Here is a 16,310-nt window from a genome sequence, read left to right on the forward strand (position 1 = left end):
CGGGATCGGGGGATGCGCTCTGCCCGGGCATGTTCCGGATCATTCCCGTTTGCCGAGAGGCAAGCGGAAGCTCGGCAATGGCGGTCCCGGGAATCCCTTGCCCGGCATTTCGACGGCAAGCGGCGGGACTCGGGGACAGCCGGGAAAGCCGTCCTCGGCACATGGTCCTTCGCCGGTCCGTCCCGGAAATGCCGCTGCCGGCCGGGATCCCGCTTCGCGGCGCAGCGCTCCCAAGCCTTGCGAGGAGAGAGCTGCCCGGGCGGTACGGGGCGGCAGGGGGCGGCGGGCTCAGTCCGGATCCGTCGCCCAGTCCTTGTCCTGCATCTCGCGCAGGCGGCTGGCGGTGCGCTCGAATTCGAAGCTGCCTGCGCCGTCCATGTAGAGCCGCTCGGGCTCGTCCGCCGCCGAGACGACCAGCTTGACCTTGGCCTCGTAGAGCGCGTCGACCAGCGTGACGAAGCGCTTCGCCTCGTTGAACTTCTCCATCCCCAGCCGCGGCACGTCCTCGAGGATCAGCACCCGCACGGCGCCCGCGATCGCCAGGTAGTCGCCCGGGCCCAGCATCGCGCTGCACAGATCCCAGAAGGAGGCGCGGCCGACGCCGTTGCGGAAGCGCGGGATGACCACCTCGCGCCCCTTGATCTTCAGCACCAGCTCCTCGCCGGTGCGGTGGCGCTGCTCGGCCATCCGCCCGCCCTTGGTCGGCGCCTCGCCGCGCACCCGCGGCGCGCCGGTCATCTCGTGCCAGATCGCGTCGATCTTCTCGCGCGCCGCGGCATTGGCGGGATGGAAATAGACCTGCTCGCCCGACAGCCGGTCCTGGCGGTAGTCGGTGGGCGAGACCAGCTCCCACACCGTCAGCCGCTCCTTGATCTCCTTGATGAAGGGCAGGAAGAGCTGGCGGTTCAGCCCGTCCTTGTAGAGATCGTCGGGATGGCGGTTCGAGGTCGTCACCACGGTCACGCCGCGCTCGAAGAGCCGCTCGAAGAGGCGGCCGACGATCATCGCGTCGGTGATGTCGGTGATCGTCATCTCGTCGAAGGCCAGCAGGCGCACCTCGTCGGCAATCCTGTCGGCGACCGGCACGACCGCATCCGAGGCCCCGGCCTTGCGCGCCTCGTTCAGCCCGGCATGGATCTCCTGCATGAAGGCATGGAAATGCACGCGCCGCTTGGGCACGGAGACGTGGCTGGCGAAGAGGTCCATCAGGAAGGACTTGCCGCGGCCGACCCCGCCCCAGAGATAGAGCCCCTTGACCGGCTCTGGCTTCTTCGCCTTCAGCCCGAACAGCCCCTTCTTCGGCGGCGGTGCCGCCAGCGCCGCGCGGATGCGCTCGAATTCCGGCAGGACGGCCTCCTGCGCGGGATCGGGCCGGATGGTGCCTTCGGCGGCACGGGTGGCGTAGATGTACTTCAGCTCGGTCATGGACCGCATTTAGCGCGGAAGCCCGCAGGGGGGAACCGCCATTGTGCCGCGCTGCCGCATGGCCGGACGGAGGGCGCGATTGTCCGGATGGCTAGTTTTCGGGCGGTTGCGTTGACGTGATTAACCTTGTGGCGAGGGTCGCGGAAAGTTCGGCGGGGCCGACTTGCCACTGCCCGGCAATCCCGCCATGGTGGTAGCCGAGCTCTGGCGATGCTTGAAAGACCGGATGCTTCGTACCATGTACGAAACCTTACCGGAGAGGAGGGAGTTGCCTGTAGCCAGGGGCTCCCGTCCGCTGCCACGAAGGAAGAACCATGACAGATACCCTCAGCCCGTCCTATCCCGTCCTGCCGCTGCGCGATATCGTCGTCTTTCCCCATATGATCGTGCCGCTCTTCGTCGGGCGTGAGAAATCGGTGAAGGCGCTGGAAGAGGTGATGCGCGAGGACAAGCAGATCCTGCTGGCCTCGCAGATCGACGCCAGCGAGGACGATCCCGATACCGGCGCGATCTACCGCATCGGGGTGCTGGCGAATGTGCTGCAGCTGTTGAAGCTGCCCGACGGCACCGTCAAGGTGCTGGTCGAAGGGCGCAAGCGGGTGAAGATCACCAGCTATATCGACAATCCCGACTATTTCGAGGCCTCCGCGGAGCTGCTCGAGGAAACCCATGGCGACACCGCCTCGGTCGAGGCGCTGCTGCGCTCGGTCGCGTCGGAATTCGAGAAATACGCCAAGGTCAAGAAGAACATCCCCGAAGAGGCGCTGACCGCCGTCGCCGAGACCCATGACCCGGCGAAGCTCGTCGACCTGGTCGCGGGCCATCTGGGCGTCGATGTCGGCCAGAAGCAGGACCTGCTGGAAACGCTGGTGATCGCCGAGCGCCTGGAGAAGGTCTACGGCCTGATGCAGGGCGAGATTTCGGTCCTGCAGGTCGAGAAGCAGATCAAGACCCGCGTGAAGTCCCAGATGGAGCGCACCCAGCGGGAATACTACCTGAATGAGCAGATGAAGGCCATTCAGAAGGAGCTGGGCGACGGCGAGGACGGCTCGAACGAGATCGCCGAGCTGGAAGAGCGCATCGAGGCCACCAAGCTGTCGAAGGAGGCCCGCGAGAAGGCGGATGCCGAGCTGAAGAAGCTGCGGCAGATGTCGCCGATGTCGGCCGAGGCGACGGTGGTGCGCAACTATCTCGACTGGATGCTGTCGATCCCGTGGGGCGTGAAGTCCCGCGTCAAGAAGGACCTCGCCAAGGCGCAGGAGGTCCTGGACGACGATCACTACGGTCTGGAGAAGGTCAAGGAGCGCATCGTCGAGTACCTGGCGGTGCAGCAGCGCTCGAAGAAGCTGAAGGGGCCGATCCTCTGCCTCGTCGGTCCTCCGGGCGTCGGCAAGACCTCGCTGGGCAAGTCGGTGGCCAAGGCCACCGGGCGCGAATTCATCCGCATCTCGCTCGGCGGCGTCCGGGACGAGTCGGAAATCCGCGGCCATCGCCGGACCTATATCGGCTCCATGCCGGGCAAGATCATCCAGGCGCTGAAAAAGGCGAAGACCACCAACCCGCTGATCCTGCTCGATGAAATCGACAAGATGGGCCAGGATTTCCGCGGCGATCCCGCCTCGGCGATGCTCGAGGTGCTCGACCCCGAACAGAACGGCACTTTCGTCGACCACTACCTGGAGGTCGAATACGACCTCTCGGACGTGATGTTCCTGACCACGGCCAACAGCTACAACATGCCGGGGCCGCTGCTTGACCGGATGGAGATCATCTCGGTCGCGGGCTACACCGAGGACGAGAAGCGCGAGATCGCGACCCGCCACCTGGTGCCCAAGCAGGTCAAGAACCACGGGCTGAAGGCGAAGGAGTTCAAGCTCGAGCCCGAGGCGCTGACCGACGTGATCCGCTACTACACCCGCGAGGCGGGCGTGCGGAACCTGGAACGCGAAGTCGCCAAGATCGCGCGGAAATCGCTGACCCGGATCGTCAAGAAAGAGGTCGACACGGTCGACGTGACGCCGGACGTGCTCGAGGACTATCTCGGCGTGAAGAAGTTCCGCTACGGCCTTGCCGAGAAAGAGGATCAGGTCGGCGTCGTGACCGGCCTGGCCTGGACCTCGGTGGGCGGCGACCTTCTGTCGATCGAGGCGCTGAAGCTGCCCGGCAAGGGCCGCATGAAGACCACCGGCAAGCTCGGCGACGTCATGAAGGAGTCGATCGAGGCAGCGTCCAGCTACGTGCGCTCGATCTCGACCGCCATCGGGGTGAAGCCGCCGCGCTTCGACAAGGTGGACATCCACGTCCACGTGCCCGAGGGCGCGACGCCGAAGGACGGGCCCTCTGCGGGCGTGGCGATGGTGACGTCGATCGTCTCGGTCCTGACCGGCATCCCGGTCCGCAAGGACATCGCGATGACCGGCGAGGTGACGCTGCGCGGCAATGTGCTGGCGATCGGCGGGCTGAAGGAGAAACTCCTGGCGGCGCTCCGCGGCGGCATCAAGACGGTGCTGATCCCCGAGGAGAACGCCAAGGACCTGCCGGAGATCCCGGACAACGTGAAAGAGGGGCTGCAGATCATCCCCGTCAGCCACGTGAGCGAGGTTCTCAAGCACGCGCTGGTCAGCCAGCCCGAGCCGGTGGAATGGGACGAGGAAGCCGAAGAGGCCGCCGCCCAGGCGATGGCCCAGGCCGCAGCTGCGGCAGCGGCGCGCCCGGCCCACTGATCTCGGCCGCGGCCGGACCGCGCTGAAGACAATTGCCCCCGCCGGAAACGGCGGGGGCTTTTTCCTGTCCGGCGTCCTGCCCGGTGGATTGCGGCGCGGCCGTCCCGGTGGCGGGACGCCCGCCCTCCGGTCAGCCGCGGCGGCGGCGGTCCCGACGGTCCGGTCGACGATCCCCAGCGTGCCGGAGCTGGTATGGGCCGCGCACTCTGCAGGCCGCGCGAAATAGGGGCCGCGCACCAGGCCCGTCCCCGGCAAGACGTTGCCATAGCTGCTGTCGGAGGTTTGCGTGGTTCAGTCCCGAAGATCGGGATCCCCGAGGAGAACCTCTCTTCCAGCACGGTCAGCACGACACCGGTTGTCGATCCCACCGTGAACTGGAACCAGTCGTTTCGGTCGGGGGCGCCGACCGTGCCGCACATCGCGAACAGGTCTCCGGCGCCGGTCGCGCCGAGACCGGTCGATGCCAGCACCGCCGATCGCCTTGTCCCAGACGAGCGTCGCCGCCTGGCCGATATGGTCTGCAAGGAGGGCGGAACTGGCGATGAGCGACGCTCCGAAAATGGACACGCCAGATGCCTCCCTCGCAGAATCCGTGGAATCCCGACAAAAACGCCGATGACGGTCGCATTTGGAAAATCGGCGCAGGTAGCCGCGCCGGATCGCCGGAACGGGGAATGCGGGGGCCTGCCCGCGGGTCAGCGCTCGCCGACGGCGGCGCGGGCCTCGACGGCCTGGGCGCGCTGGATGCCGAGGATCATCGGATCGGCGGTCGGCACGCCCTCGAAAACCGGGGCCGCGCCGCTGCTGCCCATGGCGGGACGGGAGATGGTCCGGGTCGAGGAGAGCGCCTGGGCCTGCTGGCGCACGCGGCGCAGCTCCGCCTCGTCGGCGGTGCCTGCGGCGGCATCGGTGGCGATCTGGTCGAGCCGCCGCAGCTGGCTTTCCGCGGCATAGGGGGTCAGCGTTTCCGTCGCGCTGCCGGCCGCCGTGCCGCGCGGCAGCCCCGCCATTCCGGCCGCAGCCGAGGGCGCGGCCGTCCGCGACGGAGCCTGGCCGGGCTCGATCTGGCTCAGCTCCCCGGCGCAGGCCGAGATGGCCAGGGCGGCGAGGAGCGGAGCGGCTCTCATCCGAGGATCCGCGAGACCATTTCGGTGGTGTCGCGGCTCAGGGACGGGGCGGCGAGGATGCGCTCCAGCGCCTCGCGCATCTGCGCGCGGCGGTCGTCATCGTAGCGCCGCCAGGTCTCGAAGGCGGTGGTCATCCGCGCCGTGGTCTGCGGGTTCACCGGGTCGAGCCGGATCAGCCAGTCGGCCACCAGCGCATAGCCCGCCCCCGAGGGATCGTGGAAGCCCGCCAGGTTGCCGGCGAAGCCGCCGATCAGGGCGCGGAAGCGGTTCGGGGTCTTCCAGGTGAAGTCGCGGTGCCCGGCCAGGGCGCGGGCGGTGGCCACGGCGGTCTCGGGCGGCGCCATCCCGGCCTGCAGCCCGAACCACTTGTCGAGCACCAGCCGGTCGCCCTTCCACTGCTCGTAGAACCGCGCGAGCTCCCGGTCGGCACTGCCGATCGAGACCAGCGCGGCCAGCGCCCCGAACTGCTCGGTCATGTTGTCGGCGGCCTCGAACTGGCTGCGCGCGCGGTTGCCGCCATCGAGCAGCGTCATCAGCGACAGCGCGGCGCCGCCCAGGGCGCGCATCCCGGCCGAGGCGGCATCGGGGCTGTAGGGCCCCTCGACCCGGCAGAATTCGAAGAGCGCGGCCAGCCGCGGCCGCATCTCGTTGGCCATCGCCTCGCCGAAGGCGCGGCGGGTGCGGTAGATCGCGATCGGGTCGGGCACGACGCCCGCGTCATGCAGCGCCTGGGCCAGGTCGTCCTGCGAGGGCAGGGCGAGGCAGAGCGCGCGGAAGGCCGGGTCGAGACCATGCTCGCCGATGAGGTCGTGGAGCGCCTCGATATAGGCGGCATCGGGCTCGGCGCCGTCGCGCAGCATCGCCAGCATCGCGTCGCGCGCCAGCGCCCGGCCGGCTTCCCAGCGGTTGAACGGGTCGGTGTCATGCGCCAGCAGGAAGAGGCGCTCCGCGGCGCTGGAGTTGCGGTCGAGGATCACCGGCGCCGAGAAGCCGCGCAGCACCGAGGCGACCGGGCGTTCGGCGAGCCCGTCGAAGCGGAAGGTCTGGCGCCGTTCCTCGAGCTCCAGCACCCGGGTCGGCACCACTTCGCTTCCGTCGGCGGCAATCAGCCCGACCGCCACGGGGATCAGCAGCGGCGCCTTCTCGGGCTGGCCGGGGGTGGGCGGCGTCTGCTGCGTCAGGGTCAGCGTGAAGGTGCCGTTCTTCCAGCTCTCTTCCGCCGTCACCCGCGGCGTCCCGGCCTGGGCGTACCAGCGCTTGAACTGCGACAGGTCGCGCTCGCAGGCATCTTCGAAGACCTTCAGCCAGTCCTCGATCGTGCAGGCCTGGCCGTCATGGCGGCGGAAATAGAGGTCGAGCGCCTTGGCATAGCCCTCGGCCCCGACCAGGCGGCGCAGCATGCCGATCAGCTCGGCGCCCTTCTCGTAGACGGTGGCGGTGTAGAAGTTGTTGATCTCGACGAAGCTCTCGGGGCGCACCGGATGCGCCAGGGGCCCGTTATCCTCGCGGAACTGCCGGGCGCGCAGCGCCAGAACGTCGTTGATCCGCTGCACCGGGGCAGAGCGCTCGTCGGCCGAGAACTGCTGGTCGCGGAAGACGGTCAGGCCCTCCTTCAGGCAGAGCTGGAACCAGTCGCGGCAGGTGATGCGGTTGCCGGTCCAGTTGTGGAAGTACTCATGCGCGATGATCGACTCGATGCGCTCGTAATTGGCATCCGTGGCGGTCTCGGGGCTGGCGAGCACGGCGGAGGAGTTGAAGATGTTCAGCCCCTTGTTCTCCATCGCCCCCATGTTGAAATCGTCCACTGCGACGATGTTGAACACGTCCAGATCGTATTCGCGGCCATAGACCGTCTCGTCCCAGGCCATCGAGCGTTTCAGCGCGTCCATGGCGAAGGTGCATTTGCCCAGGTCGCCCTCGCGCACCCAGATGCCCAGCTTGACGTCCCGCCCCGAGCGGGTGCGGAAGCTGTCCGGGTGGCTGACCAGCTCGCCCGCGACCAGCGCGAATAGATAGGCGGGCTTCTTCCAGGGGTCGTGCCATTCGGCGAAGCCCTCGCCGACCTTGCCGGGATTGCCGTTCGACAGCAGCACCGGCAGATTGCCCTCGATCCGCACCGAGAAGGGCGCCATCACGTCGGGGCGGTCGGGATAGTAGGTGATCTTGCGGAAGCCCTCGGCCTCGCACTGGGTGCAGTACATGCCGTTCGACATGTAGAGCCCCTCGAGCGCGGTGTTCTCCGACGGATTGATCTCGACCTCGGCCTCCCAGATGAAGGGCTTGGCGGGGACCTCGCAGCTCAGCCCGGTCTCGATGACGCGCGGCTTGACCGGATTGCCGTCGATCCGCGCGCCGATCAGCTTCAGCTTCTCGCCATGCAGGAAGATCTGCGGCTTGGCGTCCTTCTTCCGCGGCAGGGCCGGGGCGGCCGGGTTCGGGCGGAAGGCGATGCGGCTGACCACGCGGGTCGCGGTCGGATGCAGGCGGAAGACCAGATCGACCTTGTCGATCAGGTGCGTGAAGGGCGCGTAGTCCTTCAGGTAGACGGTTTCCGCGGCAGATTGGGGGCTCGCATCGCGCATCGGGGACTCCTCTGTTCGGACGGAGCCTAGACCCGCGGCGCGCGAAGCGGAAGGGGCTGCCGGGCGCGATGCCGTGATCGGTCGCGCCCGGGCCGGATCCGTTTCCGGGTCAGTTCAGGTAGTCGATCGGATCGACGCTTTCGAAGCCGTTTCTGACCTCGAAATGCAGGAAGCCCGGATCGGACTGGCGGACGACGCCGATCTGCTGGCCGCGGCCGACCGTGTCGCCCTTGGCCACCGCGATCGAGTCGACATTCGCATAGACGGTCAGCAGCCCGTCGGAATGGCGGATGACCACGATCGGCACCTGGTCGACATCGCGGGTGATCGCCGCGACGGTGCCGGAATCGGCGGCGCGGACCGGCGAGCCGGCCGAGGCGGAGAAGTCCACGCCCTCGTTCGAGCCCTTCTCGTAGCCGCGCAGGATGCGGCCCTCGACGGGCTTGGCCAGCCGCGCGGTGTCCGAGGCCGAGGTCTGCGGCGCATCGATCGGGGCGACGGCCACCGGCGCGGCCGGGGCCGGCGCGGGCTCGTCATTCTCGGGCAGCGGCTCGGCCGCGCTTGGCGGCTCGGCGACTTTGGTGCCCTCGCCGGGGATGGAGGCATCCGCGGGCGCCGCGCTGGCGCTTGCGGCGGCGGCGGGCTGCTGGCCGGGCAGCGGGATCAGCAGCACCTGGCCCTCGCGCACCGCATAGTCCGGCGGCAGGCCGTTCCAGTCGGCGAGGCCGCGCACCGAGACATTGTAGAGCCGCGCGATCGAATAGGCGGTCTCACCGCGGGTGACGGTGTGGCGCACCGGCTCGGCCGCGTTCTGCGTGCCGCCCGGGGCGGAGCTACCATCAGCGCGGTCGAGCGCCGCGCCCGCGATCGAGGCGATGTCGCTGCTTTCGGCGGCGCCCCCGGCAGAGAGCCGGACCGGCAGCACCAGAAGCTCGCCGTCGCGCAGCGACGCATTCTCGGGCAGGCCGTTATGCCGCGCCAGCGTGCCCGCATCGATGCCCAGTCTCGCGGCGATCGTCGTCGGCGTGTCGCCCCGCTGGGCGCGCACCGCGTCATAGGTCGGATAGCTGATCACCCCGCGGCTGTCCGCGGGCGGCGGCGCGGCGGTCACCGGCGCGGACGGCGCATTGCCCGGATCGGTGCCGAAGATCGGCGGACTGACATTGGTGCAGGCGGCGACCAGGGCGACCGCGGCGAGCGAACCGGCTCTGAGGAGGTGCGGCTTGTGGCTCATCTGCTCATCTTCCTTCTGGCGCGCGCCCTCTGCGGGACGCTTTCCGCGCGTGTCACAACAAAAAAATTCGGCCGCGCCGCCTCGTGCCGCACAGACCGGTCCCCGTCGGGGCTATATCTCGTCATGTCCGAGCCCTTCGACAAGGGGAACGAAGCGGACGTCGCCGAGTTCTTCGTATTCCACCCCCTGAGGGCCGCGGACTGCCTTGATAAGCCGCTGCACCGAATGGGACTGGCCCACCGGCACGACCATTGTACCGCCCTCGCGCAGCTGCGCCAAGAGCGTGCCGGGCGGATCCTCGGCTGCGGCGGTCACGAGTATGCGGTCGAAGGGCGCGACAGCGGGCAGGCCGCGGCTGCCGTCCGAGGTCATCGCGGTGACATTGGAGAGATCGAGCGCCTGGAATCGGCGCGTGGCCTCCTCGACCAGCCGCCGGTGGCGGTCGACGGTATAGACCCGCCGCGCCAGATGGCTGAGCACTGCCGCCTGGTAGCCCGAGCCGGTGCCGACCTCTAGCACGGTGTCGCGCGGCCCGACATTCAGCGCCTGGGTCATCCGCGCGACCACCGAGGGCTGCGAGATGGTCTGGCCGCAGGGGATCGGCAGCGGCATGTCGTCATAGGCGCGCTCGGCGAAGGTGCCGGTGATGAAGAGGCCCCGGTCCACGGCCTCCATGGCCTTGAGCACGCGGTCGTCCAGGATGCCCTGCTGCCGGAGGCGAAAGATGAACTGCATCTTCTGTTCGGCCGAGCTCATGGGCGTGCTACCCTTCGTCGAGCCGGGCCGCGAGCCCGGCGAGATGGTCCTGCGCGGTCAGGTCGGCCCGCAGCGGCGTGACGGAGATGTAGCCGTCGAGATTGGCCGCCACATCCGATCCCGGCGCCGAGCGCACCCTCTGGTCGCCGCCCCGCGCCCAGAGGAACTGCCGTCCCGAGGGCGAGGGCTGCGCGGTGACCGAGAAATTCACCCCCGGACGCCGTCCCTGGGCCGCGACCCGCGTGCCCTTGACCTCGGCGGCCGCGCAGGCCGGGAAATTGACGTTGTAGAACAAGTGGTAGCCCGCTTCGGCATCCCAAGAGGCCTTGTCGAGCAGCGCGCGGACGATGCGCGGCCCATGGACGCCGGCGGCCTCGAAACTGTCCTCGAGCCGGACATTGCCGGGGCCGTAGAACTGCGACAGCGCGACCGAGGGGATGCCCTGCAGCGCGCCTTCGAGCGCGCCGCCGAGCGTGCCGGAATAGAGCACGTTCTCGCCCGAGTTGTTGCCGCGGTTGACGCCCGAGAGGATCAGGTCCGGCGGATGGTCCGGCAGCACGTGGTAGAGCCCGGCGAGCACGCAGTCGGCCGGGGCGCCCTCGGCGGCGAAGCGCCGCGGGCCCAGCTCCGCGATCATCGTCGGATGGGTGTAGCTGATGCAGTGGCCGACGCCCGACTGCTCGAAGGCCGGGGCGACGGTCCAGACCTCGCCGTCCGGCCCCGCGACCTCTGCGGCGATGCGTTCGAGCACGGCCAGGCCCGGGGCGTTGATGCCGTCGTCATTGGTAATCAGGATGCGCAAGGGGAAAGTGTCCTCGTCCAGTCCCGTCGGGGATAGAAGACCGCCGCGCGCGGGTAAATCCCCCGCCATGCGGTTTTGCGGCGGGGTGATGGATATGTCTCAGGATATCCCGTCCGGGCCCGCCGAACGGGCGCTGCGGGCGGCCTTCTGGCGCGCGAGCAGGCAGAGCCAGTCATGCGCCAGCGTCGCGGCGGCCAGCGCAGTGACCTCGGCATGGTCGAAGGGCGGCGAGACCTCGACCAGATCCATCCCCGCCAGATCCAGCCCGTCGAGCCCGCGCACCAGCTCCAGCGCCTGCCAGGAGGCCAGCCCGCCCGGCACCGGCGTGCCGGTCCCCGGCGCGAAGGCCGGGTCGAGCGCGTCGATGTCGAAGCTCAGATAGACCGGCGCGTCGCCCGCCCGCTCGCGCACCGCCGCGATCGCCGCATCGATGCCGTTGCGGTGGATCCAGGGCGCGGTGAGGATCCGGAAGTCCGGATCGGCGTCGTTATGGGTGCGCAGCCCGACCTGCGAGGAGCGCGCCACGTCGATGATCCCCTCGGCCACAGCGCGGGCGAACATCGTGCCGTGGTCGAGCCGCGTGCCGTCGTCTTCCCAGGTGTCGCAATGGGCGTCGACCTGCACCAGCGCCAGCGGCCCGAAGCGGCGGGCATGGGCACGCAGCAAGGGCAGCGAGATCGAATGGTCGCCGCCCAGCGTCAGCATCCGCGCGCCCGAGGCGAGGATCGCATCCGCATGGGCCTCGATCGCCGGACCGACGGTTGCGGGATGGTGCGGATCGAGCCAGGCATCGCCCCAGTCGATCACCGAGAGCGTCTCGAACGGGTCGACGCCCCAGGGAAAGGCCTTCAGCTCGGCCAGCTGCACCGAGGCCGCGCGGATCGCCTGCGGCCCCAGCCGCGTGCCGGTGCGGAAGGTCACGGCGCTGTCGAAGGGCACGCCCGAGACGACGGCATCGACGCCGCCGAGGTCGCGGCTGTAGCTGCGGCGCAGGAAGCTCAGCACCCCGCCATAGGTCATTTCCGGCCAGCGCCCCAGCCGTTCCTGGCGGCGGAAGGCCTGGTCGCCCTTCGCGCCGGTGATCTCCGCGGTCATGCCCTGTCTCTCCGTGCTGCGGCGCCGGAAATCGGGCCGGTGCCGCAGCTTTTCCCGAGCGGGCGGGCGGCGTCAATCGCCCTGCTGCCGGGGTCAGCGCCCGGCGCAGACCGCGGCCGCCGCCTCCAGCGCGCCCTTGCCATGGGGAATGCCGAGCGCCAGCATGCCGGCCTCGATCGTGCCGAGCACGCCCAGCACCATATGGGCGTTCACATGGCCCATATGGGCGATGCGGAAATAGCCGTCGGAATCGCGCTTCTCGACCGTCTCCATGCCCAGCCCGATGCCCAGCGTCACGCCGGCCTCGTCGGTCAGCCACTGGCGCAGCCGCGGCCCGTGCTCCTTGCCGATGCTGACCGTGGTCACGGCGTGGCTGCGCAGCGACGGATCGGCGATGTTGAAGGCGACGGGGCCGTCCGCGCCCCATGCCCCGACCGCTGCCCAGACGCTGCGCGCCAGGGTCGCGTGCCGCGCCCAGACATTCTCCATGCCCTCCTCGTGCAGCATGCTCAGCGCCTCGCGCAGGCCGTAGAGATGGTGGGTCGGCGCGGTGCCGTTGAAATACTGGTAGAACATCTCGGGCTCCGAGCGCGGCACCCAGTCCCAGTACATCGACACGGACTTCGCCTCGGCGCGGAAGGCCCTGGCGCGGTCGTTGAAGAAGACGAAGCCCAGCCCCGGCGGCGTCATCAGCCCCTTCTGCGAGGCGGTGATGACGACATCGGCGCCCCAGTCGTCCATCCGCATCTCGTCCACGGCGAGGCAGGCGATGCAGTCGACCATCAGGAGCGCGGGATGCCCGGCGGCGTCGATCGCGGCGCGCACGGCGGCGACATCGCTGCGCACCGAGGTGGCGGTGTCGGTCTGCACCATGGTGATGACGCGGATCTGGTGGCCGCTATCGGCGCGCAGCCGCTCCTCGACCCGGGCGGGATCGACCGGCGACTGCAGGCCGAAATCCATCCGCTCGACATCGACGCCCATCCGTCCGGCGGTCTCCGCCCAGCCGAAGCCGAAGCGCCCGGTGCACAGCGCCAGCATCCTGTCGCCGGCCGACAGCACATTGGCGACCGAGGCCTCCCAGACGCCATGGCCGTTGGCGATATAGATTGCGACATGGCCGTCGGTGCAGGCGACCTTCTTCAGGTCGGGGATCATGCCGTCGGTCATCTCCGCCAGCGCGCCGTAGTAGATGTTCGGGGCAGGGCGGTGCATGGCCTGCAGCACCCGGTCGGGCATGACCGAAGGGCCGGGAATTGCGAGATAGTGACGACCGTGAGCGAGAGACATGACGCACCTTTCCGACTGCGCGAACCACCCCGTTCCGTTAGTGCGCCCCCCCGCCGCCGTCCAGCCTTTGGCGCGGTTTTTGCACCCGGGCCTTGATGGATCCCCCCCGAGCGCGTATTTCCCCGCCACTTGCGGTCCGATATCCACAGGAAGAGGACCGCGCAGATGACGGCAGGAAGATGAATCCGATCAAGGCGCGGTTCCGCGAATTCGAGCACAAGATGCGCAGGAAATACGGGCGCAGGATCGGCACGCCGGCCGAGCGCCGGCAGGCGATGATGCATTTCCACCTGATCGACCACGGCATCCTGAGGGTGCTGTGGTGGAACATGGAGGAGATCGCGCCGGGCATCTGGCGGTCGAACCAGCCCTCTCCGCGCCGCGTGGCGCGCTATGCGCAGATGGGGATCCGCACGATCATCAACCTGCGCGGCCAGAAGCAGCATTCGCCCTATCTCTTCGAGCGCGAGGCCTGCGCCCGCTTCGGCATCGAGATGCTCGATATCGAGCTGTCGGCGCGCAAGCTGGTGCCGCGCGATGAGCTGCTGAACCTGGTCGCGCTGATGCGCCGCGCCGAGCGGCCGATGCTGATGCACTGCAAGTCGGGCTCGGACCGGGCGGGCTTCGCCGCCGTGCTGTATCTTGCCGTGGTCGACGGCCGGCCGATCGCCGAGGCGCGCAGGCAGCTCCACTGGAAGTACCTGCACCTGCGCAGCACCGATACCGGCATCCTCGACCATGTGCTAGACACATACGAGGCCGATAGCCGCGCCAGCGGCCAGTCCCTCGAAGACTGGATCGCGACGCGCTACGATCACGAGGAACTGACAGAGAGCTGGAAGAGGTCGCGCAGATGAGCAGGCGGGAGACCGAAGTCCCCGAGGCGGCCAGCTGGCCGCTCTTCAAATGGCTCTGGATGAGCTATCTCAATCCCTACAAGTGGAAGGTCTCCATCGCCTTCGCGATGATGGCGCTCGAGGGCTCGATGATGGGCCTGCTGGCCTATGTGCTCAAGCCGATGTTCGACCGCATCTTCGTCGGCGGCGATGCGGAGGCGCTGAAATGGGTCGCGCTGGCGATCATGGCGATCTTCCTGACCCGCGGCGTCTCGGGACTGGTGCAGAAGCGCATCATGACCTGGGTGGGCGAGGTCTCCACCGCGCAGATGCGCCGGGACCTGCTGTCCCATGTCATGGCGCTCGATTCCTCCTTCCACAACGACCACCCGCCGGGGCACATGATCACCCGCGTGCAGGGCGATGCCGCGGGCATCGGCGCGGTCTGGCGCAGCTTCGTGCTGGGGGTGGGGCGCGACATCATCGCGGTGATCTCGCTGACCGTGGTCGCCGTCTCGATCGACTGGCGCTGGACGGCGATCGCGCTGATCGGCGCGCCGCTGCTGATGGTGCCGATCCTTCTGGTGCAGCGCGCCGTGCGCTCGCTGTCGAAGCGCACCCGCGACCTGGGCACCGACATCACCGTGCGGATGGACGAGATCTTCCACGGCATCAACCAGATCAAGCTGAACGCGCTCGAGGACTACCAGCACCGCCGCTACATGACCCTGCAGGACGAGATCATCGACCTGTCGATGCGCACCCAGCTGGGGCGCTCGATAATCCCGCTGCTGGTCGATGTCGTCACTGCCGTGGGCTTTGTCGGCGTGCTCTATTTCGCCGGCGGCGAGATCATCTCGGGCAACAAGACCGTCGGCGAGTTCATGAGCTTCTTCACCTCGATGCTGCTGGTCTTCGAGCCGCTGCGCCGCCTGGCCGGGCTGGCCGGGGGCTGGCAGGCCTTCGCCACGCGGCTGGAGCGGGTGAAGCACCTCTTCGACACCAAGCCCTCGATCGTCAGCGCGCCGGGCGCGCGCACCGCGCGTCCCGAGCGTCCCGAGATCCGCATCGAGGATGTCAGCCTCGCCTATGGCGAGCTGCCGGTGCTCAACCACACGGCCTTCGTCGCCGAGGCGGGCAAGACCACGGCGCTGGTCGGTCCCTCGGGGGCGGGCAAGAGCACGCTCTTCAACGTCATCACCCGGCTGATCGATCCCGAGGACGGCCGCGTGGTGATCGGCGGCGTGCCCGCCAAGGACATCGACCTGGCGACGCTGCGCGGCATGTTCGCGGTGGTGACCCAGGACAGCCTGCTCTTCGACGAGACCCTGCGCGAGAACATCACGCTGGGGCGCACGGACGTGACCGACGAAGAGATGAAGACCGTGCTCGACGCCGCCCATGTCAGCGATTTCGTCAACCAGCTGCCGCGCGGGCTCGACAGCGATGTCGGCGCGCGGGGCAGCCTGCTCTCGGGCGGCCAGCGCCAGCGAGTGGCCATCGCCCGGGCGCTCCTGCGCGACACGCCGATCCTGCTGCTCGACGAAGCGACCTCGGCGCTCGACGTCAAGAGCGAGGCAGTGGTGCAGGCGGCGCTCGACCGGCTGTCGAAGGGCCGCACGACCATCGTCATCGCCCACCGGCTCTCGACCGTGCGCGACGCCGACAAGATCGTCGTGCTGAACCAGGGCCAGGTGGTCGAGGAAGGCAGCCATGAAGAGCTGCTGGCGCTTGGCGGCGCCTATGCGGAGCTCTACCGCACCCAGTTCGGCAGCGATGCCATCGAGGGCAAGGCGGATGCGGATGCGCAGAGCGCGGACGACGAGGCCGGCGCCTCCGAAGCGCCGCGGAGCTGATCCCGGACCGCAGCTGCGCAATGCGAGGCGCCGCCCCCCGGGGCGGCGCTTTGCGTTCCGGGGCTACTGCGTCTTCGCGCCGTGGCCCGTGGCGTCGCCATGCATCATCCCGCCATGATTGCCGCCGGGCCGGGTCTGGCCGGGGCCGCGCTCCAGGTCGACGGGCACCTCGATGGCGATCTCGCCGGCCTTCTCGAAGGTCAGCGTCACCGGCACCATGTCGCCCTGCTTCAGCGGCTGGAGGAGCCCCATGAGCATCATGTGGTCGCCGCCGCGGGCCAGCGCGTGGCTGCCATGGGCGGGGATCTCGAAGCCTTCCTCGACCTCGGTCATCTTCATCACGCCATTGGCGTCCTGGATATGGGTGTGCAGCTCGGCCCGCTCGGCAGCGGGCGAGGCAACGGCGATCAGCCGGTCGGGCGCCGCCCCGGCATTCTCGATGGTCATGAAGGCGGCGCCGGAGACCGAGCGGCTGGTCGAGGCGCGGGCATAGGCGTCATGGATGGCGATGTCGCCTGCCAGGGCGGCGCCTGCGGCAAGCGCCGACAGCGCGGCGGAAAGGGCGATGGTGCGGAACATGGGAA

At 69.0% G+C, this 16,310-nt stretch carries 12 protein-coding genes; 3 read left to right on the forward strand and 9 right to left on the reverse strand.

What is annotated here, in order from left to right; genetic code table 11:
* Positions 1-288: 288 nt before the first annotated feature.
* Positions 289-1,425 (reverse strand): cell division protein ZapE, encoded by a 1,137-nt coding sequence (gene zapE / locus FGX59_RS15810; protein ID WP_138467983.1) that lies wholly within the window; start codon positions 1,423-1,425, stop codon positions 289-291.
* A 314-nt stretch (positions 1,426-1,739) separates the two neighbouring features.
* Between zapE and lon the strand changes: the two genes are divergently transcribed.
* The gene (gene lon, locus FGX59_RS15815) at positions 1,740-4,148 is read left to right on the forward strand and encodes an endopeptidase La (protein ID WP_138467985.1); all 2,409 of its coding nucleotides are present in this window, start codon (positions 1,740-1,742) and stop codon (positions 4,146-4,148) included.
* 695 nt (positions 4,149-4,843) lie between these two features.
* Here the strand turns inward: lon and FGX59_RS15820 are convergent.
* The 7 genes from FGX59_RS15820 to FGX59_RS15850 form a co-directional block, all read right to left on the reverse strand.
* Positions 4,844-5,275: a hypothetical protein gene (locus tag FGX59_RS15820; protein WP_138467987.1), complete on the reverse strand. Its 432-nt coding sequence runs from the start codon at positions 5,273-5,275 to the stop codon at positions 4,844-4,846.
* Positions 5,272-7,857 (reverse strand): aminopeptidase N, encoded by a 2,586-nt coding sequence (pepN, locus tag FGX59_RS15825; RefSeq protein ID WP_138467989.1) that lies wholly within the window; start codon positions 7,855-7,857, stop codon positions 5,272-5,274. The genes FGX59_RS15820 and pepN overlap by 4 nt, the downstream gene beginning before the upstream one ends.
* Positions 7,858-7,966: 109 nt before the next feature.
* On the reverse strand, positions 7,967-9,091 hold the full coding sequence (locus FGX59_RS15830; protein ID WP_138467991.1) for a peptidoglycan DD-metalloendopeptidase family protein: 1,125 nt from the start codon (positions 9,089-9,091) through the stop codon (positions 7,967-7,969).
* 111 nt (positions 9,092-9,202) lie between these two features.
* Positions 9,203-9,847: a protein-L-isoaspartate(D-aspartate) O-methyltransferase gene (locus tag FGX59_RS15835; protein WP_138467993.1), complete on the reverse strand. Its 645-nt coding sequence runs from the start codon at positions 9,845-9,847 to the stop codon at positions 9,203-9,205.
* A 7-nt stretch (positions 9,848-9,854) separates the two neighbouring features.
* A complete protein-coding gene (gene surE, locus FGX59_RS15840; RefSeq protein WP_138467995.1) occupies positions 9,855-10,649 on the reverse strand; it encodes a 5'/3'-nucleotidase SurE in 795 nt (264 codons plus the stop codon).
* A gap of 99 nt (positions 10,650-10,748) precedes the next feature.
* Positions 10,749-11,744 (reverse strand): agmatinase, encoded by a 996-nt coding sequence (gene speB, locus FGX59_RS15845; protein ID WP_138467997.1) that lies wholly within the window; start codon positions 11,742-11,744, stop codon positions 10,749-10,751.
* A gap of 93 nt (positions 11,745-11,837) precedes the next feature.
* Positions 11,838-13,034, reverse strand: coding sequence for an alanine--glyoxylate aminotransferase family protein (locus FGX59_RS15850; RefSeq protein ID WP_138467999.1), 1,197 nt, complete (start codon positions 13,032-13,034; stop codon positions 11,838-11,840).
* A gap of 179 nt (positions 13,035-13,213) precedes the next feature.
* On the opposite strand from FGX59_RS15850, the gene FGX59_RS15855 reads away from it, so the two are divergent.
* Both FGX59_RS15855 and FGX59_RS15860 read left to right on the forward strand, forming a co-directional pair.
* The gene (locus tag FGX59_RS15855; protein WP_138468001.1) at positions 13,214-13,891 is read left to right on the forward strand and encodes a tyrosine-protein phosphatase; all 678 of its coding nucleotides are present in this window, start codon (positions 13,214-13,216) and stop codon (positions 13,889-13,891) included.
* Positions 13,888-15,726, forward strand: a complete 1,839-nt coding sequence (locus tag FGX59_RS15860; protein ID WP_138468003.1) for an ABC transporter ATP-binding protein — start codon at positions 13,888-13,890, stop codon at positions 15,724-15,726. Before FGX59_RS15855 ends, FGX59_RS15860 begins: the two co-directional genes overlap by 4 nt.
* Before the next feature lie 63 nt (positions 15,727-15,789).
* Here FGX59_RS15860 and FGX59_RS15865 read toward each other — a convergent pair whose 3' ends face one another.
* The gene (locus tag FGX59_RS15865; protein WP_138468005.1) at positions 15,790-16,305 is read right to left on the reverse strand and encodes a copper chaperone PCu(A)C; all 516 of its coding nucleotides are present in this window, start codon (positions 16,303-16,305) and stop codon (positions 15,790-15,792) included.
* Between the last annotated feature and the right edge of the window lie 5 nt (positions 16,306-16,310).

The organism is Poseidonocella sp. HB161398 (assembly GCF_005870025.1).
Taxonomy (GTDB): domain Bacteria; phylum Pseudomonadota; class Alphaproteobacteria; order Rhodobacterales; family Rhodobacteraceae; genus Mangrovicoccus.